Annotated in this window: 13 protein-coding genes; 11 read left to right on the forward strand and 2 right to left on the reverse strand. The window is 71.0% G+C overall.

Going from position 1 to position 13,219, the window contains the following annotated elements; all coding sequences use genetic code 11:
• Nucleotides 1-108: 108 nt before the first annotated feature.
• From BFN33_RS07060 to BFN33_RS07070, 3 genes are all read left to right on the forward strand, one after another.
• Complete coding sequence (locus BFN33_RS07060) at nt 109-1,059, forward strand: 5-dehydro-4-deoxyglucarate dehydratase (protein WP_370743257.1); 951 nt, start codon at nt 109-111, stop codon at nt 1,057-1,059.
• Nucleotides 1,056-2,345, forward strand: coding sequence for a glucarate dehydratase family protein (locus BFN33_RS07065; RefSeq protein ID WP_069759043.1), 1,290 nt, complete (start codon nt 1,056-1,058; stop codon nt 2,343-2,345). Before BFN33_RS07060 ends, BFN33_RS07065 begins: the two co-directional genes overlap by 4 nt.
• A gap of 202 nt (nt 2,346-2,547) precedes the next feature.
• A complete protein-coding gene (locus BFN33_RS07070) occupies nt 2,548-3,705 on the forward strand; it encodes a carbohydrate kinase family protein (protein ID WP_069759629.1) in 1,158 nt (385 codons plus the stop codon).
• Between the two features lie 407 nt (nt 3,706-4,112).
• On the opposite strand, the gene BFN33_RS07075 is transcribed toward BFN33_RS07070, so the two are convergent.
• On the reverse strand, nt 4,113-4,829 hold the full coding sequence (locus BFN33_RS07075; RefSeq protein WP_069759044.1) for an FAD binding domain-containing protein: 717 nt from the start codon (nt 4,827-4,829) through the stop codon (nt 4,113-4,115).
• Between the two features lie 227 nt (nt 4,830-5,056).
• Between BFN33_RS07075 and BFN33_RS07080 the strand changes: the two genes are divergently transcribed.
• From BFN33_RS07080 to BFN33_RS07095, 4 genes are read left to right on the forward strand one after another with little or no spacing between them, the layout of a single operon-like run.
• Nucleotides 5,057-6,115 (forward strand): PhoH family protein, encoded by a 1,059-nt coding sequence (locus BFN33_RS07080; RefSeq protein ID WP_079140705.1) that lies wholly within the window; start codon nt 5,057-5,059, stop codon nt 6,113-6,115.
• 13 nt (nt 6,116-6,128) lie between these two features.
• Nucleotides 6,129-6,626 (forward strand): rRNA maturation RNase YbeY, encoded by a 498-nt coding sequence (gene ybeY / locus BFN33_RS07085; RefSeq protein ID WP_007381932.1) that lies wholly within the window; start codon nt 6,129-6,131, stop codon nt 6,624-6,626.
• Nucleotides 6,623-7,930: a hemolysin family protein gene (locus BFN33_RS07090; RefSeq protein WP_069759046.1), complete on the forward strand. Its 1,308-nt coding sequence runs from the start codon at nt 6,623-6,625 to the stop codon at nt 7,928-7,930. The genes ybeY and BFN33_RS07090 overlap by 4 nt, the downstream gene beginning before the upstream one ends.
• Entirely contained in the window at nt 7,927-8,286 is a 360-nt protein-coding gene (locus tag BFN33_RS07095; RefSeq protein ID WP_069759047.1) for an MmcQ/YjbR family DNA-binding protein, read from the forward strand. Before BFN33_RS07090 ends, BFN33_RS07095 begins: the two co-directional genes overlap by 4 nt.
• Here the strand turns inward: BFN33_RS07095 and BFN33_RS07100 are convergent.
• Nucleotides 8,248-9,681: an MFS transporter gene (locus tag BFN33_RS07100; RefSeq protein ID WP_069759048.1), complete on the reverse strand. Its 1,434-nt coding sequence runs from the start codon at nt 9,679-9,681 to the stop codon at nt 8,248-8,250. The two genes, BFN33_RS07095 and BFN33_RS07100, sit on opposite strands and share 39 nt — an antisense overlap.
• Before the next feature lie 146 nt (nt 9,682-9,827).
• Between BFN33_RS07100 and BFN33_RS07105 the strand changes: the two genes are divergently transcribed.
• The 4 genes from BFN33_RS07105 (at nt 9,828) to BFN33_RS07120 (ending at nt 13,184) form a co-directional block, all read left to right on the forward strand.
• Complete coding sequence (locus tag BFN33_RS07105) at nt 9,828-10,643, forward strand: helix-turn-helix transcriptional regulator (protein ID WP_069759630.1); 816 nt, start codon at nt 9,828-9,830, stop codon at nt 10,641-10,643.
• Between the two features lie 37 nt (nt 10,644-10,680).
• Entirely contained in the window at nt 10,681-11,034 is a 354-nt protein-coding gene (locus tag BFN33_RS07110; protein WP_059205404.1) for a hypothetical protein, read from the forward strand.
• Between the two features lie 202 nt (nt 11,035-11,236).
• The gene (locus BFN33_RS07115; protein ID WP_069759049.1) at nt 11,237-11,710 is read left to right on the forward strand and encodes a hypothetical protein; all 474 of its coding nucleotides are present in this window, start codon (nt 11,237-11,239) and stop codon (nt 11,708-11,710) included.
• A 157-nt stretch (nt 11,711-11,867) separates the two neighbouring features.
• Complete coding sequence (locus tag BFN33_RS07120) at nt 11,868-13,184, forward strand: beta-xylosidase (RefSeq protein ID WP_069759050.1); 1,317 nt, start codon at nt 11,868-11,870, stop codon at nt 13,182-13,184.
• The last annotated feature ends 35 nt before the right edge of the window (nt 13,185-13,219 follow it).

The following is a 13,219-nucleotide window of genomic DNA, read 5'->3' on the forward strand; positions in this document are numbered from 1 at the left end:
CGCCGATGGTAATAGGCCCCCCGAACCCCGTGCCGACCCATTGACGGACGGGATTCGCATATCTAACCTTCATCTCCATACGTAGATATGGTCTACATGGGGAGATGAATGAGGGTGACCCTCGACCCGGACACGGCCCGACGACTGCGGGACGGCATGGCACGCGGTGTGCTGTCGTTCCCGCTCACGAGCTTCCACGACGACGGCACCCTCGACCCGGACGGCTTCCGCGCCCATGTCGCCGCCCAGATCGCCACCGGCCCCGGCGCGCTCTTCCCCGCCTGCGGCACCGGTGAGTTCTTCTCGCTGGACGAGGACGAGTACCGGCAGGTCGTCACCATCGCGGTCGAGGAGGCCGGCGGCCGGCTGCCCGTCGTCGCCGGAATCGGCTACGGCTGGGCGCAGGCCGTTCGTTTCGCCCGGATCGCCGAGGAGGCGGGCGCGGACGCGCTGCTGGTCCTCCCGCACTACCTGGTCGCCGCCCCGCAGGACGGGCTGGTCGCGCAGCTGGAGCAGATCGCGGCGCGGACGCGGCTGCCGCTCATCGCCTACCAGCGTGGTCAAGTCGCCTTCGGCGTGAGCGCGTTCAGGCGGGTCGCCGCGATCCCCGGTGTCATCGGGCTCAAGGACGGACACAGCGACCTCGACCGGCTCCAGCGCCTCACGCTCGCCGCCCCCGAAGGCTTCCTGTTCTTCAACGGCGCCTCCACCGCCGAGATCCAGGCCCGCGCCTACGCCACCGTCGGTGTCCCCGCCTACTCCTCCGCCGTCCACGCCTTCGCCCCCGAGATCGCGAACGCCTTCTTCACCGCCCTGCGCGACGGCGACAAGGGCGACGGCACGGTCGAGAAACTGCTGCGCGACTTCTACGTCCCGCTCGTCGAACTCCGCGACCGCGTGCCCGGATACGCCGTCTCGCTGGTGAAGGCGGCGGCACGACTGCGGGGACGTCCGGTCGGGCCGGTGCGCGCGCCGCTCACCGATCCGTCGGACGCCGACCTGGCCGACCTCCGCCTGCTGCTGACCGCCGGTCTCGACCTCGTAGGAGCCGCACTGTGAACCTCACGATCACCGATGTCCGGCTGACGCCGATCCTCGTCGCCGATCCGCCGCTGCTGAACACACAGGGCGTCCACCAGCCGTACACGCCCCGGCTGATCGTCGAGGTCGAGACCGCGGACGGGGTCACGGGCGTCGGGGAGACGTACGGCGACACCAAGTACCTGGAGCTGGCCCGCCCCTTCGCCGCGAAGCTGATCGGACGTCAGGTCGGGGATCTGAACGGACTGTTCACGGTCGCGGACCAGGTGGCGGTCGATTCCTCCCGGGTCTCCGGGCAGGTGGACGTCGGCGGGCTGCGGGGAGTGCAGACCGCCGACAAGCTGCGTCTGTCCGTCGTCTCCGGCTTCGAGGTGGCCTGTCTCGACGCGCTGGGCAAGGCGCTCGGGCTGCCGGTGCACGCGCTGCTCGGGGGCAAGGTGCGGGACGCGGTCGAGTACAGCGCGTACCTGTTCTACAAGTGGGCCTCGCATCCTGAGGGCGTCGTCTCGGAGAAGGACGACTGGGGAGCGGCTGTCGACCCCGCGGGGGTGGTGGAGCAGGCCCGGTTGTTCACGGAGCGCTACGGCTTCACGTCCTTCAAGCTCAAGGGCGGGGTCTTCCCGCCGGACGAGGAGATCGCGGCGATGAGGGCGCTGGCCGAGGCGTTTCCCGGGCACCCGCTGCGGCTCGATCCCAACGGGGCCTGGAGCGTGTCGACCTCGCTGAAGGTGGCCGCGGAGCTCGGCGATGTTCTGGAGTACCTGGAGGATCCCGCGCTGGGGACGGCGGCCATGGCCGAGGTCTCCGCCAAGACCGATGTCCCGCTGGCCACCAACATGTGCGTGACGACCTTCGCGGAGATCAAGGAGGCGTTCGCCAAGAACGCGGTCCAGGTGGTGCTCTCGGACCACCACTACTGGGGCGGGTTGCGGAACACCCAGCAACTCGCCGCGATCTGCCGGACGTTCGGGGTGGGAGTGTCCATGCACTCCAACACACATCTGGGGATCTCGCTGGCTGCGATGACGCATGTCGCGTCCACCGTGCCCAACCTCCACCACGCCTGTGACTCGCACTACCCGTGGCAGTCGGAGGACGTGCTCACCGAGCGCCTCAGCTTCGAGGACGGGGCCGTGAAGGTCTCCGACGCGCCCGGCCTCGGCGTCGAACTCGACCGGGAGAAGGTGGAGTTCCTGCATCGGCGGTGGCTCGATGACGACGGTTCACTGCGGGAGCGGGACGACGCCGCGGCCATGCGGGTGGCCGAGCCGGGCTGGGTCACGCCGGACGTGCCTCGCTGGTAGTGACGGCGCTTGGACGTACGGCCCCTCTCGCCGCGTCTGCTGTTCTGCCGGTCTGCGGAGGCGGGCCGTGACACGGCCCGGACGGCGCGCCCGGGACCTGCGACGGGCCTGACGTGGCGGGCGGGTCGCGGGTGAGCGCCGACGCGTTGTCGGCGGTGTGGTGCAGACTGGCCTGATCCGCACCACGTCCAGGGAGCGCACCGTGATCGCGTCCAACGCGTCCACCGGAAAGGGACCGTCGCACTTCGGAGGGACCGGGCAGGGCCAGGCCCGCGTCGACCCTCTCGCAGCTCTGCGGGTACCCGACGATCCGCCCTGGGACGTCTATCTCACCGGCACCGTGTTCCTCGACATCATCTTCACCGGGCTCGAGTCCGCCCCGGTGCGCGGGACCGAGTCCTGGGCTCGCGGGATGGGGTCCAGCCCCGGCGGTGTGGCGAACATGGCCACCGCCCTGGCCCGGCTCGGGCTGCGCACCTCGCTGGCCGCGGCCTTCGGCGACGACCACTACGGCGAGTACTGCTGGGACGCCCTGGAACAGGGCGAGGGCATCGACCTCACTCCGTCCCGCACGGTCCCCGGCTGGCACTCCCCGGTCACCGTGTCGATGGCCTACGAGGGCGAGCGCACCATGGTCTCCCACGGCCACGAGCCGCCCCCGGAGGCCGTGCTCATCCAGGAGGGCGCGCCCGGCTGCCCCCCACGCGCGCGGGCGGCGGTGGCGTCCCTCGAGCCGGGAAAGCGGGCCCCCTGGATCGCTCAGGCGGCACACGAGGGCACCCGCATCTTCGCCGACGTCGGCTGGGACGAGACCGGGGCGTGGGACCTGGCGGGCCTCGCCGACCTCGAACACTGCGAGGCGTTCCTGCCAAACGCGCAGGAGGCGATGCGCTACACCGGCGCCGGCTGCCCCCGGGAGGCCGCGCACGCGCTCACCGACCACGTACCGCTCGCCGTGGTCACCCTCGGCGCGGAGGGCGCGTACGCCGTGGACCGGCGGACCGGGGAGACCGCCGAGGTCCCGGCGATCGAGGTCGCGGCGCTCGACCCGACCGGCGCCGGGGACGTCTTCGTGGCCGGCTTCGTCACCGGCACCCTCGCGGGCTGGCCGCTGGCGGACCGCCTGGCCTTCGCGGGCCTGACCGCCGCGCTCTCCGTCCAGGAGTTCGGCGGCTCCCTGTCCGCACCGGGCTGGTCCGAGATCGGCGCCTGGTGGCGCAAGGTCCAGTCCGTCGACTCCCAGGACCCGACCGCGCTGCGACGGTACGCGTTCCTGGCGGACCTGGTCCCCGAGGAGGAGTCCCCGGGCTGGCCGCTACGACGAGCGGTCCCGACGATCGGGTTCGGCCGGTCGGCCTGAGGGTGGGACGGGTGGTGTGGCCGCCGGGCGGGTCTGTTCCCGCGGTTCGTCGAGGGGGTCGGCCCGTGGGCGCCGCGGGTGTTGTAGCTGGGGGCCCGTCTCCGTGTTCGGCGGGGTCGGTTTCGGGGGGTGGGCGAGGTGGGGCCGGGTGGTGTGGCCGCTGGGCGGGTCTGTTCCTACGGCTTGTCCAGGGGGTCGGCCCGTCGAAGCCGTGGGAGGTCGGGGCCGTGGGGGTTGTAGCTGGGGCCCGTCTCCGGGTCGCGGGGTCGGTTCGGGGGTGGGCGAGGTCGGGCCGGGTGACATCGCCACCGGTCGACCCGTCCCTGCGGCTCGTCGGGAGGTCGGCCGGTGCCGCGGTAGGTCGGGGCCGGACCGTGTCGCCGCCGGGGTGTCTGACTCGCGGCTCGTCAGTGTCCGGCCGCCCGCTCCAGTACCGACAGCACCTGCTCCCCGACCACCTCGCGGGCCGCGGCGGGCAGCGCCGCGATCGTCGTACCGCTCAACATGTCGAGCACGCTGTCCGCGCCCGCGTCGCACGGCACGCTCTCGCTCAGGAACTCGTAGCCGTCGCGGACGGCGACGCGCAGGACCGGGCGGTCGTCCGCGTGGACGGCCGTGGCGACGACCAGGGGCGGCGGGCCACCCGGGGCCTCGGCCACCTTGCGATAGCCGCTGACGAGCGGATCGCGCCAGCGCAGGCTCAGCAGCAGCGGCTTCTTGGCGATCAGTTCGGCGAGGTCCGCATCGAACGGCCCCTCCGCCGCCAGCACCTGCGCGCGGGCGTCCAGAACGAGCGCCGCGGGCAGCAGACAGCGCAGGGTGCTGCCGACGATGTTCCCGCCGACCGTGGCGGCCCGGCGCACGGCCCCCGTACCGATGCCGGCCGCGGCCCGGTGCAGCACCTCCGGCACCCGCTCGTCGATCCGGTGCAGCAGAACCGCCGCCCCCACCTCCCCGGCCCCGAGCACGTTCGCCTCCGGCACCTCGCGCAGCGACACGGCCTGCTGCGGAAAGCCGTCGCGTTGCCAGGCGGCCCACACCAGCGTGGCACCGCCGACGGGGATCGCCCCGTCGGTCAGACACTCCTGTGCCTCGGGCAGGGACGTGGGCAGACGCAGCAGCACGGTCTTCCTTCCTCGAACGGTCGAGAACGTCGAACACACATGGCAGTGAGCGCATTCTTGCCGGGGGCCCGGGGGAGCATGCAGGGCTCACCGCTGCATACAGGGCGCCCCGACCCTCGAAAAGCCCTACGGCGTTGTCGGTGCACCGTCGTACCCTTGAAACCGCGAGGCCGCCTTCCACTGCGCGGCCATGACGAGGAGGAACCGCAGGCGTTGAGCGCCGGCCCATGACTCAGACACCCACAGGTCACAGCCCCGCGCAGGGGCAGGCGAGAGCACAGTTCACGGTCCCCGCCCAGCACCCCATGGTCACGGTCCTGGGATCCGGCGACTCCCTCCTGCGCGTGATCGAGAAGGCCTTCCCGGCGGCCGACATCCATGTCCGGGGCAACGAGATCAGCGCGACGGGCGAGGCGGCGGACGTCGCCCTCGTCCAGCGTCTGTTCGACGAGATGATGCTGGTGCTCCGCACCGGACAGCCGATGACGGAGGACGCAGTGGAACGCTCGATCGCCATGCTGCGAGCGAGCGAGAACGGGACGAGCGACGGCCAGGAGACCCCGGCCGAAGTGCTCACACAGAACATCCTGTCCTCGCGCGGCCGCACCATCCGCCCCAAGACCCTCAACCAGAAGCGGTACGTCGACGCGATCGACAAGCACACGATCGTCTTCGGCATCGGCCCCGCCGGTACCGGCAAGACCTACCTCGCCATGGCCAAGGCGGTGCAGGCTCTGCAGTCCAAGCAGGTCAACCGCATCATCCTGACCCGCCCCGCGGTCGAGGCGGGAGAGCGGCTGGGCTTCCTGCCCGGCACCCTCTACGAGAAGATCGACCCGTACCTGCGCCCGCTGTACGACGCCCTGCACGACATGCTCGACCCGGACTCCATCCCACGCCTGATGGCGGCCGGAACGATCGAGGTCGCGCCGCTGGCGTACATGAGGGGGCGCACGCTTAATGATGCTTTTATCATCCTGGACGAGGCCCAGAACACGAGCCCCGAGCAGATGAAGATGTTCCTCACCCGCCTCGGCTTCGACTCGAAGATCGTGATCACGGGTGATGTGACGCAGGTCGACCTGCCCAGCGGCACCAAGTCGGGTCTGCGCCAGGTCCAGGACATCCTGGAGGGGCTCGACGACGTGCACTTCTCCCGCCTGTCGTCCCAGGACGTCGTACGGCACAAGCTGGTCGGCCGTATCGTCGACGCGTACGAGAAGTACGACAACGAGAACGGTACGGAGAACGGCACCCACAAGGGCGGCCGGAACAAGCGGAAGTAGACAAGCCAGCACCATGTCGATCGACGTCAACAACGAGTCCGGAACCGAGGTCGACGAGCAGGCGATCCTCGACATCGCCCGCTACGCGCTCGCGCGGATGCGCATCCACCCGCTCTCCGAGCTCTCGGTGATCGTCGTGGACACCGACGCCATGGAGCAGCTGCACATCCAGTGGATGGACCTGCCGGGGCCCACCGACGTCATGTCCTTCCCGATGGACGAGCTCAGGCCGCCCAGCAAGGACGACGACGAACCCCCGCAGGGCCTCCTCGGCGACATCGTGCTGTGTCCCGAGGTCGCCAAGCGGCAGGGCGAGGAGGCCGAGACGCAGCACTCCATGGACGAGGAGCTCCAACTCCTCACCGTCCACGGTGTGCTGCACCTGCTCGGATACGACCACGAGGAGCCGGACGAGAAGGCCGAGATGTTCGGTCTGCAGGCGGCCATCGTGGACGGGTGGCGGCAGGAGAAGGGGCTCACCGGCCCGTCCCCCGCGCCGACCGTCTCATGAGCCTGCCCCTCGTCTCCGGCGCGATCGCCCTGGTCGTCGTCGCCTGGCTCGCCGCCTGCGCGGAGGCGGGCCTCGCGCGCGTCTCCAGCTTCCGCGCCGAGGAAGCCGTACGCAACGGCCGGCGCGGCAGCGCCAAGCTCGCGCAGATCGCCGCCGACCCGACCCGCTATCTCAACGTGGCGCTGCTGGTGCGGGTCGCGTGCGAGATGGCGGCGGCCGCCCTGGTCACCTACGCCTGTCTCCAGGAGTTGCCGGGCACCACCCGCGCCCTGCTGGTCGCGATCGGGGTCATGGTGCTCGTGTCGTACGTCGCCGTCGGCGTCTCCCCGCGCACCATCGGGCGTCAGCACCCGCTCAACACGGCGACCGCGGCCGCGTACATCCTGCTCCCGCTGGCCCGGATCATGGGCCCGATCCCGTCGTTGCTGATTCTCATCGGCAACGCGCTCACCCCCGGCAAGGGCTTCCGCCGTGGCCCCTTCGCCTCCGAGGCGGAGCTGCGCGCGCTGGTCGACCTCGCCGAGAAGGAGTCGCTGATCGAGGACGAGGAGCGCCGGATGGTGCACTCGGTCTTCGAGCTGGGCGACACGCTGGTGCGGGAGGTGATGGTCCCGCGGACCGATCTCGTCGTCATCGAGCGCTACAAGACCATCCGCCAGGCGCTGACCCTCGCTCTGCGCTCGGGCTTCTCGCGCATCCCCGTGTCCGGGGAGAGCGAGGACGACATCGTCGGGATCGTGTATCTGAAGGACCTGGTCCGCAAGACGCACATCAGCCGGGACGCCGAGTCCGAGCTGGTCTCCACCGCCATGCGGCCCGCGGCCTTCGTGCCCGACACCAAGAACGCCGGCGACCTGCTGCGCGAGATGCAGCAGGACCGCAACCATGTCGCCGTCGTCATCGACGAGTACGGCGGCACGGCCGGCATCGTCACCATCGAGGACATCCTCGAGGAGATCGTCGGTGAGATCACCGACGAGTACGACCGCGAGCTGCCGCCGGTGGAGGATCTCGGCGACGACCGGCACCGGGTCACCGCCCGCCTCGACATCACCGACCTGGGCGAGCTGTACGGGCTCGACGAGTACGACGACGAGGACGTGGAGACCGTCGGGGGGCTGCTGGCGAAGGCACTGGGCCGTGTGCCCATCGCCGGGGCGTCCGCGGTCGTCGAGCTCCCGGACGGGCGCGAACTGCGGCTGACCGCGGAGGCCGCCGCCGGTCGCCGCAACAAGATCGTGACGGTCCTGGTGGAGCCGGTGGGGGCCCTCGAACCGGCCGTGGAGGAGAAGGAGTCCGAGTGAGCCCTCAGGAGCTGCGCGCCCTCTGTCTGTCGTTCAACGCGGTGGTGGAGGACTTCCCGTTCAACCCCGAGACCTCGGTCTTCAAGGTGCTGGGCAAGCTCTTCGCCCTGACGAACCTGGAGGCGCGGCCCCTGAAGGTCAACCTCAAGTGCGACCCGGAGGACGCGATCCGGCTGCGTGCCGATCACCCCGGGCTGATCGCCCCCGGCTACCACATGAACAAGCGCCACTGGAACACCGTCACCGTCGACGCCGAACTCCCGGACCGTCTGGTCCGGGAGCTCGTCGAGGACTCGTACGACCTGGTGGTGGCCGGTCTACCGCGCGCCGACCGGCTCCGCCTCGACCGCCCCTGAGCGCACCCGCAGTCCCGTCGCGACCAGTACCGCGGCCGCCAGGACGATCACCGCGTCCAGGGCGAGGACCGTGTGGACGCCGGAGAGCAGGTCGTCCGAGGTGGTGGCGAGGACGCCCAGCAGCGGGATGCCCACGGTGATGCCGACCTGCTGGGTGGAGGTGACCAGGCCGGTGGCCAGGCCCTGCTCCTCGTCCGGGACACCGGAGGTCACGGTGATGCCGTACGAGATGATCGCGCCGAGGTGGCACATGCTGGCCAGGGAGACGGCGGCCGTGGCGAGCCAGACGGACCAGCTCCCGGTGCCCAGGCCCAGCAGGGCGGCGATCAGGATGCCCTGGCCGACGAGCGAGCCGACCAGTGTGCGGCGTGGGCCGAAGCGGCCGATGACCCTGGGGGCGTAGGTGCCGGCGACCGCCGACAGGACGCCCTGGACCCCGAAGACCAGGCCGGTCTCGAAGGCCGACAGGTGCAGGACCTCCTGGAGGTAGAGGGTCAGCACGAAGACCACGGTCGACATCATCGAGAAGGTGACCAGACCGCCGATGTTGCCCCACGCCACCGTGCGGCGGCGCAGCATGGGAAGGGACACCAGGGGCTGTGCGGTACGGGACTCGATCTTGACGAAGGCGGCGAGGAGCAGCAGGCCCGCGATCAGGGTGACGATGACGTCCGCGCGGCCGAAGCCGTGGTCGGCGGCCGTCGAGAGGGCGTAGATCAGGGAGAGCAGGCCGCCGGTGACCGTGATCGCGCCGGGTACGTCCAGGCGGGGGCGGTACGGGGTGCGGGACTCGGGGAGCAGGCCGGGGGCCAGCGGGAGCACGATCAGGGCGAACAGGGAGAGCAGGCCCATCGTGGAGCGCCAGCCGAAGGTGTCGGTGAGGGTGCCACCGGCCACCATGCCGACGGTGAAGCCGAGCGAGAGCAGGGTGCCGGAGATGCCCAGCGCACGGTCGCGGGCGGGGCCCTCGGGGAAGGTCGTGGTCAGCAGGGACATGCCGGTCGGCACGATCGCCGCCGCGCCGAGGCCCTGCAGCGCGCGTCCGGCGAGGAAGGACGCCGGGTCCCAGGCGAAGGTCGCGAGCACGGAGGCGGCGCCGAACAGGGCGAGGCCGGCGAGGAACAGCTTCCGGCGGCCGTACAGGTCGCCGATCCGGCCGAACAGGAGCAGGAAGCCGCCGGACGGCAGCGCGAACGCCGTGACCCCCCACTGCAATGCGGACTGGCTCATACCGAGGTCAGCGCCGAGGACGGGCAGGGCGACGTTGAGGACGGAGAAGTCCAGCGCGACCATGAACTGGGCGGCGCACAGGACGAACAGGACGAGCTTGTCGCGCGTCGACAGCCGGGGGGTGTCGAGCGAATCGGGGACGGGATTTGTGGTGTCGATCGCCATGGTTAAGAGCCTGCGCGCCTCGGAATAGCCTTGGGGAGCGGCAAGTTGTGCTGGTGGTGGCACCACCAGGCAGAGGCGAGGGGGAAGCGTTCGTGCCCGAGGTCGTACCCAAGAGCGAGCGGCACCGTGAGCTGCGCGAGTTCCTGATGAGCCGGCGGGCCCGGGTCTCGCCCACCGACGCCGGGCTGCCGGACGGCGGCGCGCGGCGGCGCACGCCCGGACTGCGGCGCGAGGAGGTCGCGGTGCTCGCCGGGGTGGGTGCCTCCTGGTATCAGTGGCTGGAGCAGGGGCGGGACATCTCCGTCTCCCCGCAGGTCCTCGACTCCGTCGGCCGGGTGCTGCGGCTGAGCAACGCCGAGCGGCGGCATCTGTACGTCCTCGCCGGGCTGAACCCGCCCGCGCCCGAACCGGCCGCCGACCACGGCTGCGAGGGCCTGCGGCGGCTGATCGACGCGTGGATGCCGTATCCGGCGCACATCATGGACGCGTACTACAACTGCGTGCTGTACAATGAGGCCGCCGGCTGGGTGCTCGGTATGCGGCCGGAGAACACCCAGAACTGTCTCGTCGACTTCTTCACCGATCCGCTGTACCGGTCGCGATCGCACAGCTGGGAACAGAACGCCCGCACGGTCGTCGCCCAGTTCCGGGCGGCCGCCTCGGCGCGGTCGGACGACGAGGGCTTCCAGGACGTGCTGGCCCGGGTGCGGTCGGCGAGCGCGGAGTTCACCGAGCTGTGGGAGCGGCGGGACATCGAGGACGCCGGAGTGATCCGCAAGGAGCTCGACCATCCGCTGGTCGGGCTGCTGTGCGTGGAGTCCACGGCGATGCGGGTGCCGGCCCGGCCCGATCTGACGGTCGTGCTGCACACCCCCCTGGACGAGGCGAACACAGCGGCCAAGCTGGGGTGGCTGGCCTCACCGGAGGGGCGACGGGGGGCGATGTACCCGGTGGCGGGGTGACGCACCCGGCGACGGGCGTGCTTCGTATGCTCCTGTCATGACCGACAACAGCGCGCTTGACCCCGAGGACCGCAAGATCGTCACCCTGGCCCGTTCGGCGCGGGCTCGTAACGGGGTGCCCGAGGGGGCGGCCGTACGGGACGACACCGGGCGGACCTATGTCGCCGGGACGGTGGCTCTTCCCTCGTTGCGGTTGAGTGCTTTGCAGACGGCGGTGGCGATGGCCGTGGCGTCGGGGGCGAAGTCCCTGGAGGCGGCGGCCGTGGTGACGGACGCCGAATCGGCCTCCGACGAGGACCGGGCCGCCGTCCGGGATCTGGGCGGACCGCAGACGCCGGTGCTGGTGGCAGGGGTCGACGGCACCGTGCGGAGCACCGTGACCGCAGGCTGATACCCCCGGTAACACATGGCCGGAATTCCGGCTTGCCCTTCCCCGTCCCACGCGCATCAATGGAACCGGAGATTCCGACGGACCGTCAGATTCAGCTCGCGCGGCGTCCCGCACCACGCCCGTGAGCCCGGCCGTCCGTCGGGACGCACCCCCCGTCCATCCCCACATGGCAGTCCCCACCACGGGAAGGGAACCGGATTCCATGAAAGGCAAGCGCACAGGCACTGGTGCGGCACTGGCCGTCGGCACGCTCGCGGCCCTCGGGCTCGCGTTCGCGCCCGCCGCCCTGGCCGTCACCCCGGACACCGCGACCATCGACGCGGACTGTGGCCTCTACGGCAGCGGCGAGGCCACCCTCACCGCCACCCAGGACGGCACCGCCGCCACCGTCACCGTCACCTCGGCGATCAACGCCCCGCTCGCGCTCGACGAGGACACGATCGCCTCGACCCTCACCTTCGTGAACGCGAACGGCGGCGCCACCACCTTCACCGGTACGGAGAACCCCGCCATCGCGGCCGGCGATCCCGTCACCGTCGGCCCGCTGGGCGGCACCGTGGCGTCCGGCGACAGCCTGGAGTCGTACGGCGGTTCGCTCCAGATCGTCGTCTTCGGGATCACCGTCACCTGCACGGCGACCGGTCCGCAGGCGCCCGGACCGTTCGTGTTCGACTGATCTCAGGGCAAGCACCTCTGGGCAAGTCCCCCGGTTGCCGCAGGAACTGACAGTTCGTCAGGTTTCTGCGGCAACTCCATTGACTTCTCACGCCATCCACACATCAATGCCCCCTGTCGGCGCAGGACTTCAGGAGCTTCCGGAGGGGGCAACATCCATGGGTTCGACGACTCGAAGACGCCGTCTGGCGTCCTTTCTCGGGGCGACCGCGCTCGCGGTCACCGCGGGCGGCGCACTGGCCTGTCCGGCCGGGGCCGCCACGAACGTGGACTTCGCCACGCACTGCATCCCGCCCGCGGTCGCGGGCATCCCGCCGATCGACGGCACCACGACGGCCGCCATCGCCGTGGACAACACCAGCCCCAAGGTGGGCGACACCGTCACCGTGACGTACACGGTGGTCAAACCGGCCGCCAGCAACCCGACGGCCCTCGCACTGCCGGCCGACATCATGACGCCGACCGGCAAGGTCACCCTGGGCGGCGCCCAGACCGGTGCCGTGACGGTCGCCGGACCGAAGAAGAACGACCCGGTGCCGGGCAACGGCGCCTTCCCGTCGTTCTCGATGACCGGCACCTTCAAGGTCACCGCACCCGGCGCGATCACGCTCTCGCCCGGCGACTACAACATCCACACCAGCTACATCCTCGAACTGGACACGCCCTGCACGGTGATCACCCCGCCCGCCCCGGTCTCCGAGACGGTCACCGCGACGGACTCGAACCCCGTCAACGAGCGGGACATCGCGCTGGGTTCGGCCTCCGGGAAGCCCGGTGACAGCGTCACCGTCACCGGCAGCAAGTTCAGCCCGGGCGCGACGGTCACCCTGGCCGGGCGGGCCGGTGCCGCCCAGACCGCGGACACCGCCACCGCGACGGCGGACTCCTCGGGCGCGTTCAGCGGCTCGCTCGTCGTCAACGACAAGACGACGACCGGGGTCGTGGCGTACGAGGGCAGCGCGTACAGCGACGCCAAGGGGGCGGGGCCGAAGGCGTACGTCGTCATCGACGACACGCCCGTTCCCGCCGGCAGTCAGAAGGTCACCACCACGGTGAAGGCGGGCACGCTGTCCATGTCCCAGGCCGGGGACGCCGTCAGCCTCTCGGCGGTGGACTACGGCAAGGGCGGGGCCTCGACCGGTGACCTGAACAAGGTGACCGTTCAGGACTTCCGCGGCGGACCCGCCGGCTGGTCCCTCACCGGCAAGGTCACCGACTTCACCGGACCCGGCGCCAAGATCGACGCCGGTGCGCTGAACTGGAGTCCCGCCTGCGCCACCAAGGCGGGCAGCCCGAGCACCTGCCAGGCCGGTTCCGCCGGCGCGGTCGGATCCTCGGGAGCGACGCTCGCGTCCACGCCCAACGGCACGCTCACCGGCGGTGAGTTCACCGTGGACGCCGGACTCTCCCTGAACGTACCGGCGTTCACGCCTCCCGGCACGTACTCAGGCGTTCTCACCCTCACGCTCAGCTGACCGTACGGGCGCCCGCACCCGCCCGTCCGCCGCCT

The sequence above is a fragment of the Streptomyces sp. LUP47B genome (genome assembly GCF_001746295.1).
Taxonomy (GTDB): Bacteria; Actinomycetota; Actinomycetes; order Streptomycetales; family Streptomycetaceae; genus Streptomyces.

What these genes read in the sequence shown, in the direction of transcription:
- BFN33_RS07060 (WP_370743257.1), top strand. Translation starts at nt 109, where the DNA reads ATGAGGGTGACCCTCGACCCGGACACGGCCCGACGACTGCGGGACGGC.
- BFN33_RS07080 (WP_079140705.1), top strand. Translation starts at nt 5,057, where the DNA reads ATGACTCAGACACCCACAGGTCACAGCCCCGCGCAGGGGCAGGCGAGA.
- ybeY (WP_007381932.1), top strand. Translation starts at nt 6,129, where the DNA reads ATGTCGATCGACGTCAACAACGAGTCCGGAACCGAGGTCGACGAGCAG.
- BFN33_RS07090 (WP_069759046.1), top strand. Translation starts at nt 6,623, where the DNA reads ATGAGCCTGCCCCTCGTCTCCGGCGCGATCGCCCTGGTCGTCGTCGCC.
- BFN33_RS07100 (WP_069759048.1), bottom strand. Translation starts at nt 9,681, where the DNA reads ATGGCGATCGACACCACAAATCCCGTCCCCGATTCGCTCGACACCCCC.
- BFN33_RS07105 (WP_069759630.1), top strand. Translation starts at nt 9,828, where the DNA reads ATGAGCCGGCGGGCCCGGGTCTCGCCCACCGACGCCGGGCTGCCGGAC.
- BFN33_RS07110 (WP_059205404.1), top strand. Translation starts at nt 10,681, where the DNA reads ATGACCGACAACAGCGCGCTTGACCCCGAGGACCGCAAGATCGTCACC.
- BFN33_RS07115 (WP_069759049.1), top strand. Translation starts at nt 11,237, where the DNA reads ATGAAAGGCAAGCGCACAGGCACTGGTGCGGCACTGGCCGTCGGCACG.
- BFN33_RS07120 (WP_069759050.1), top strand. Translation starts at nt 11,868, where the DNA reads ATGGGTTCGACGACTCGAAGACGCCGTCTGGCGTCCTTTCTCGGGGCG.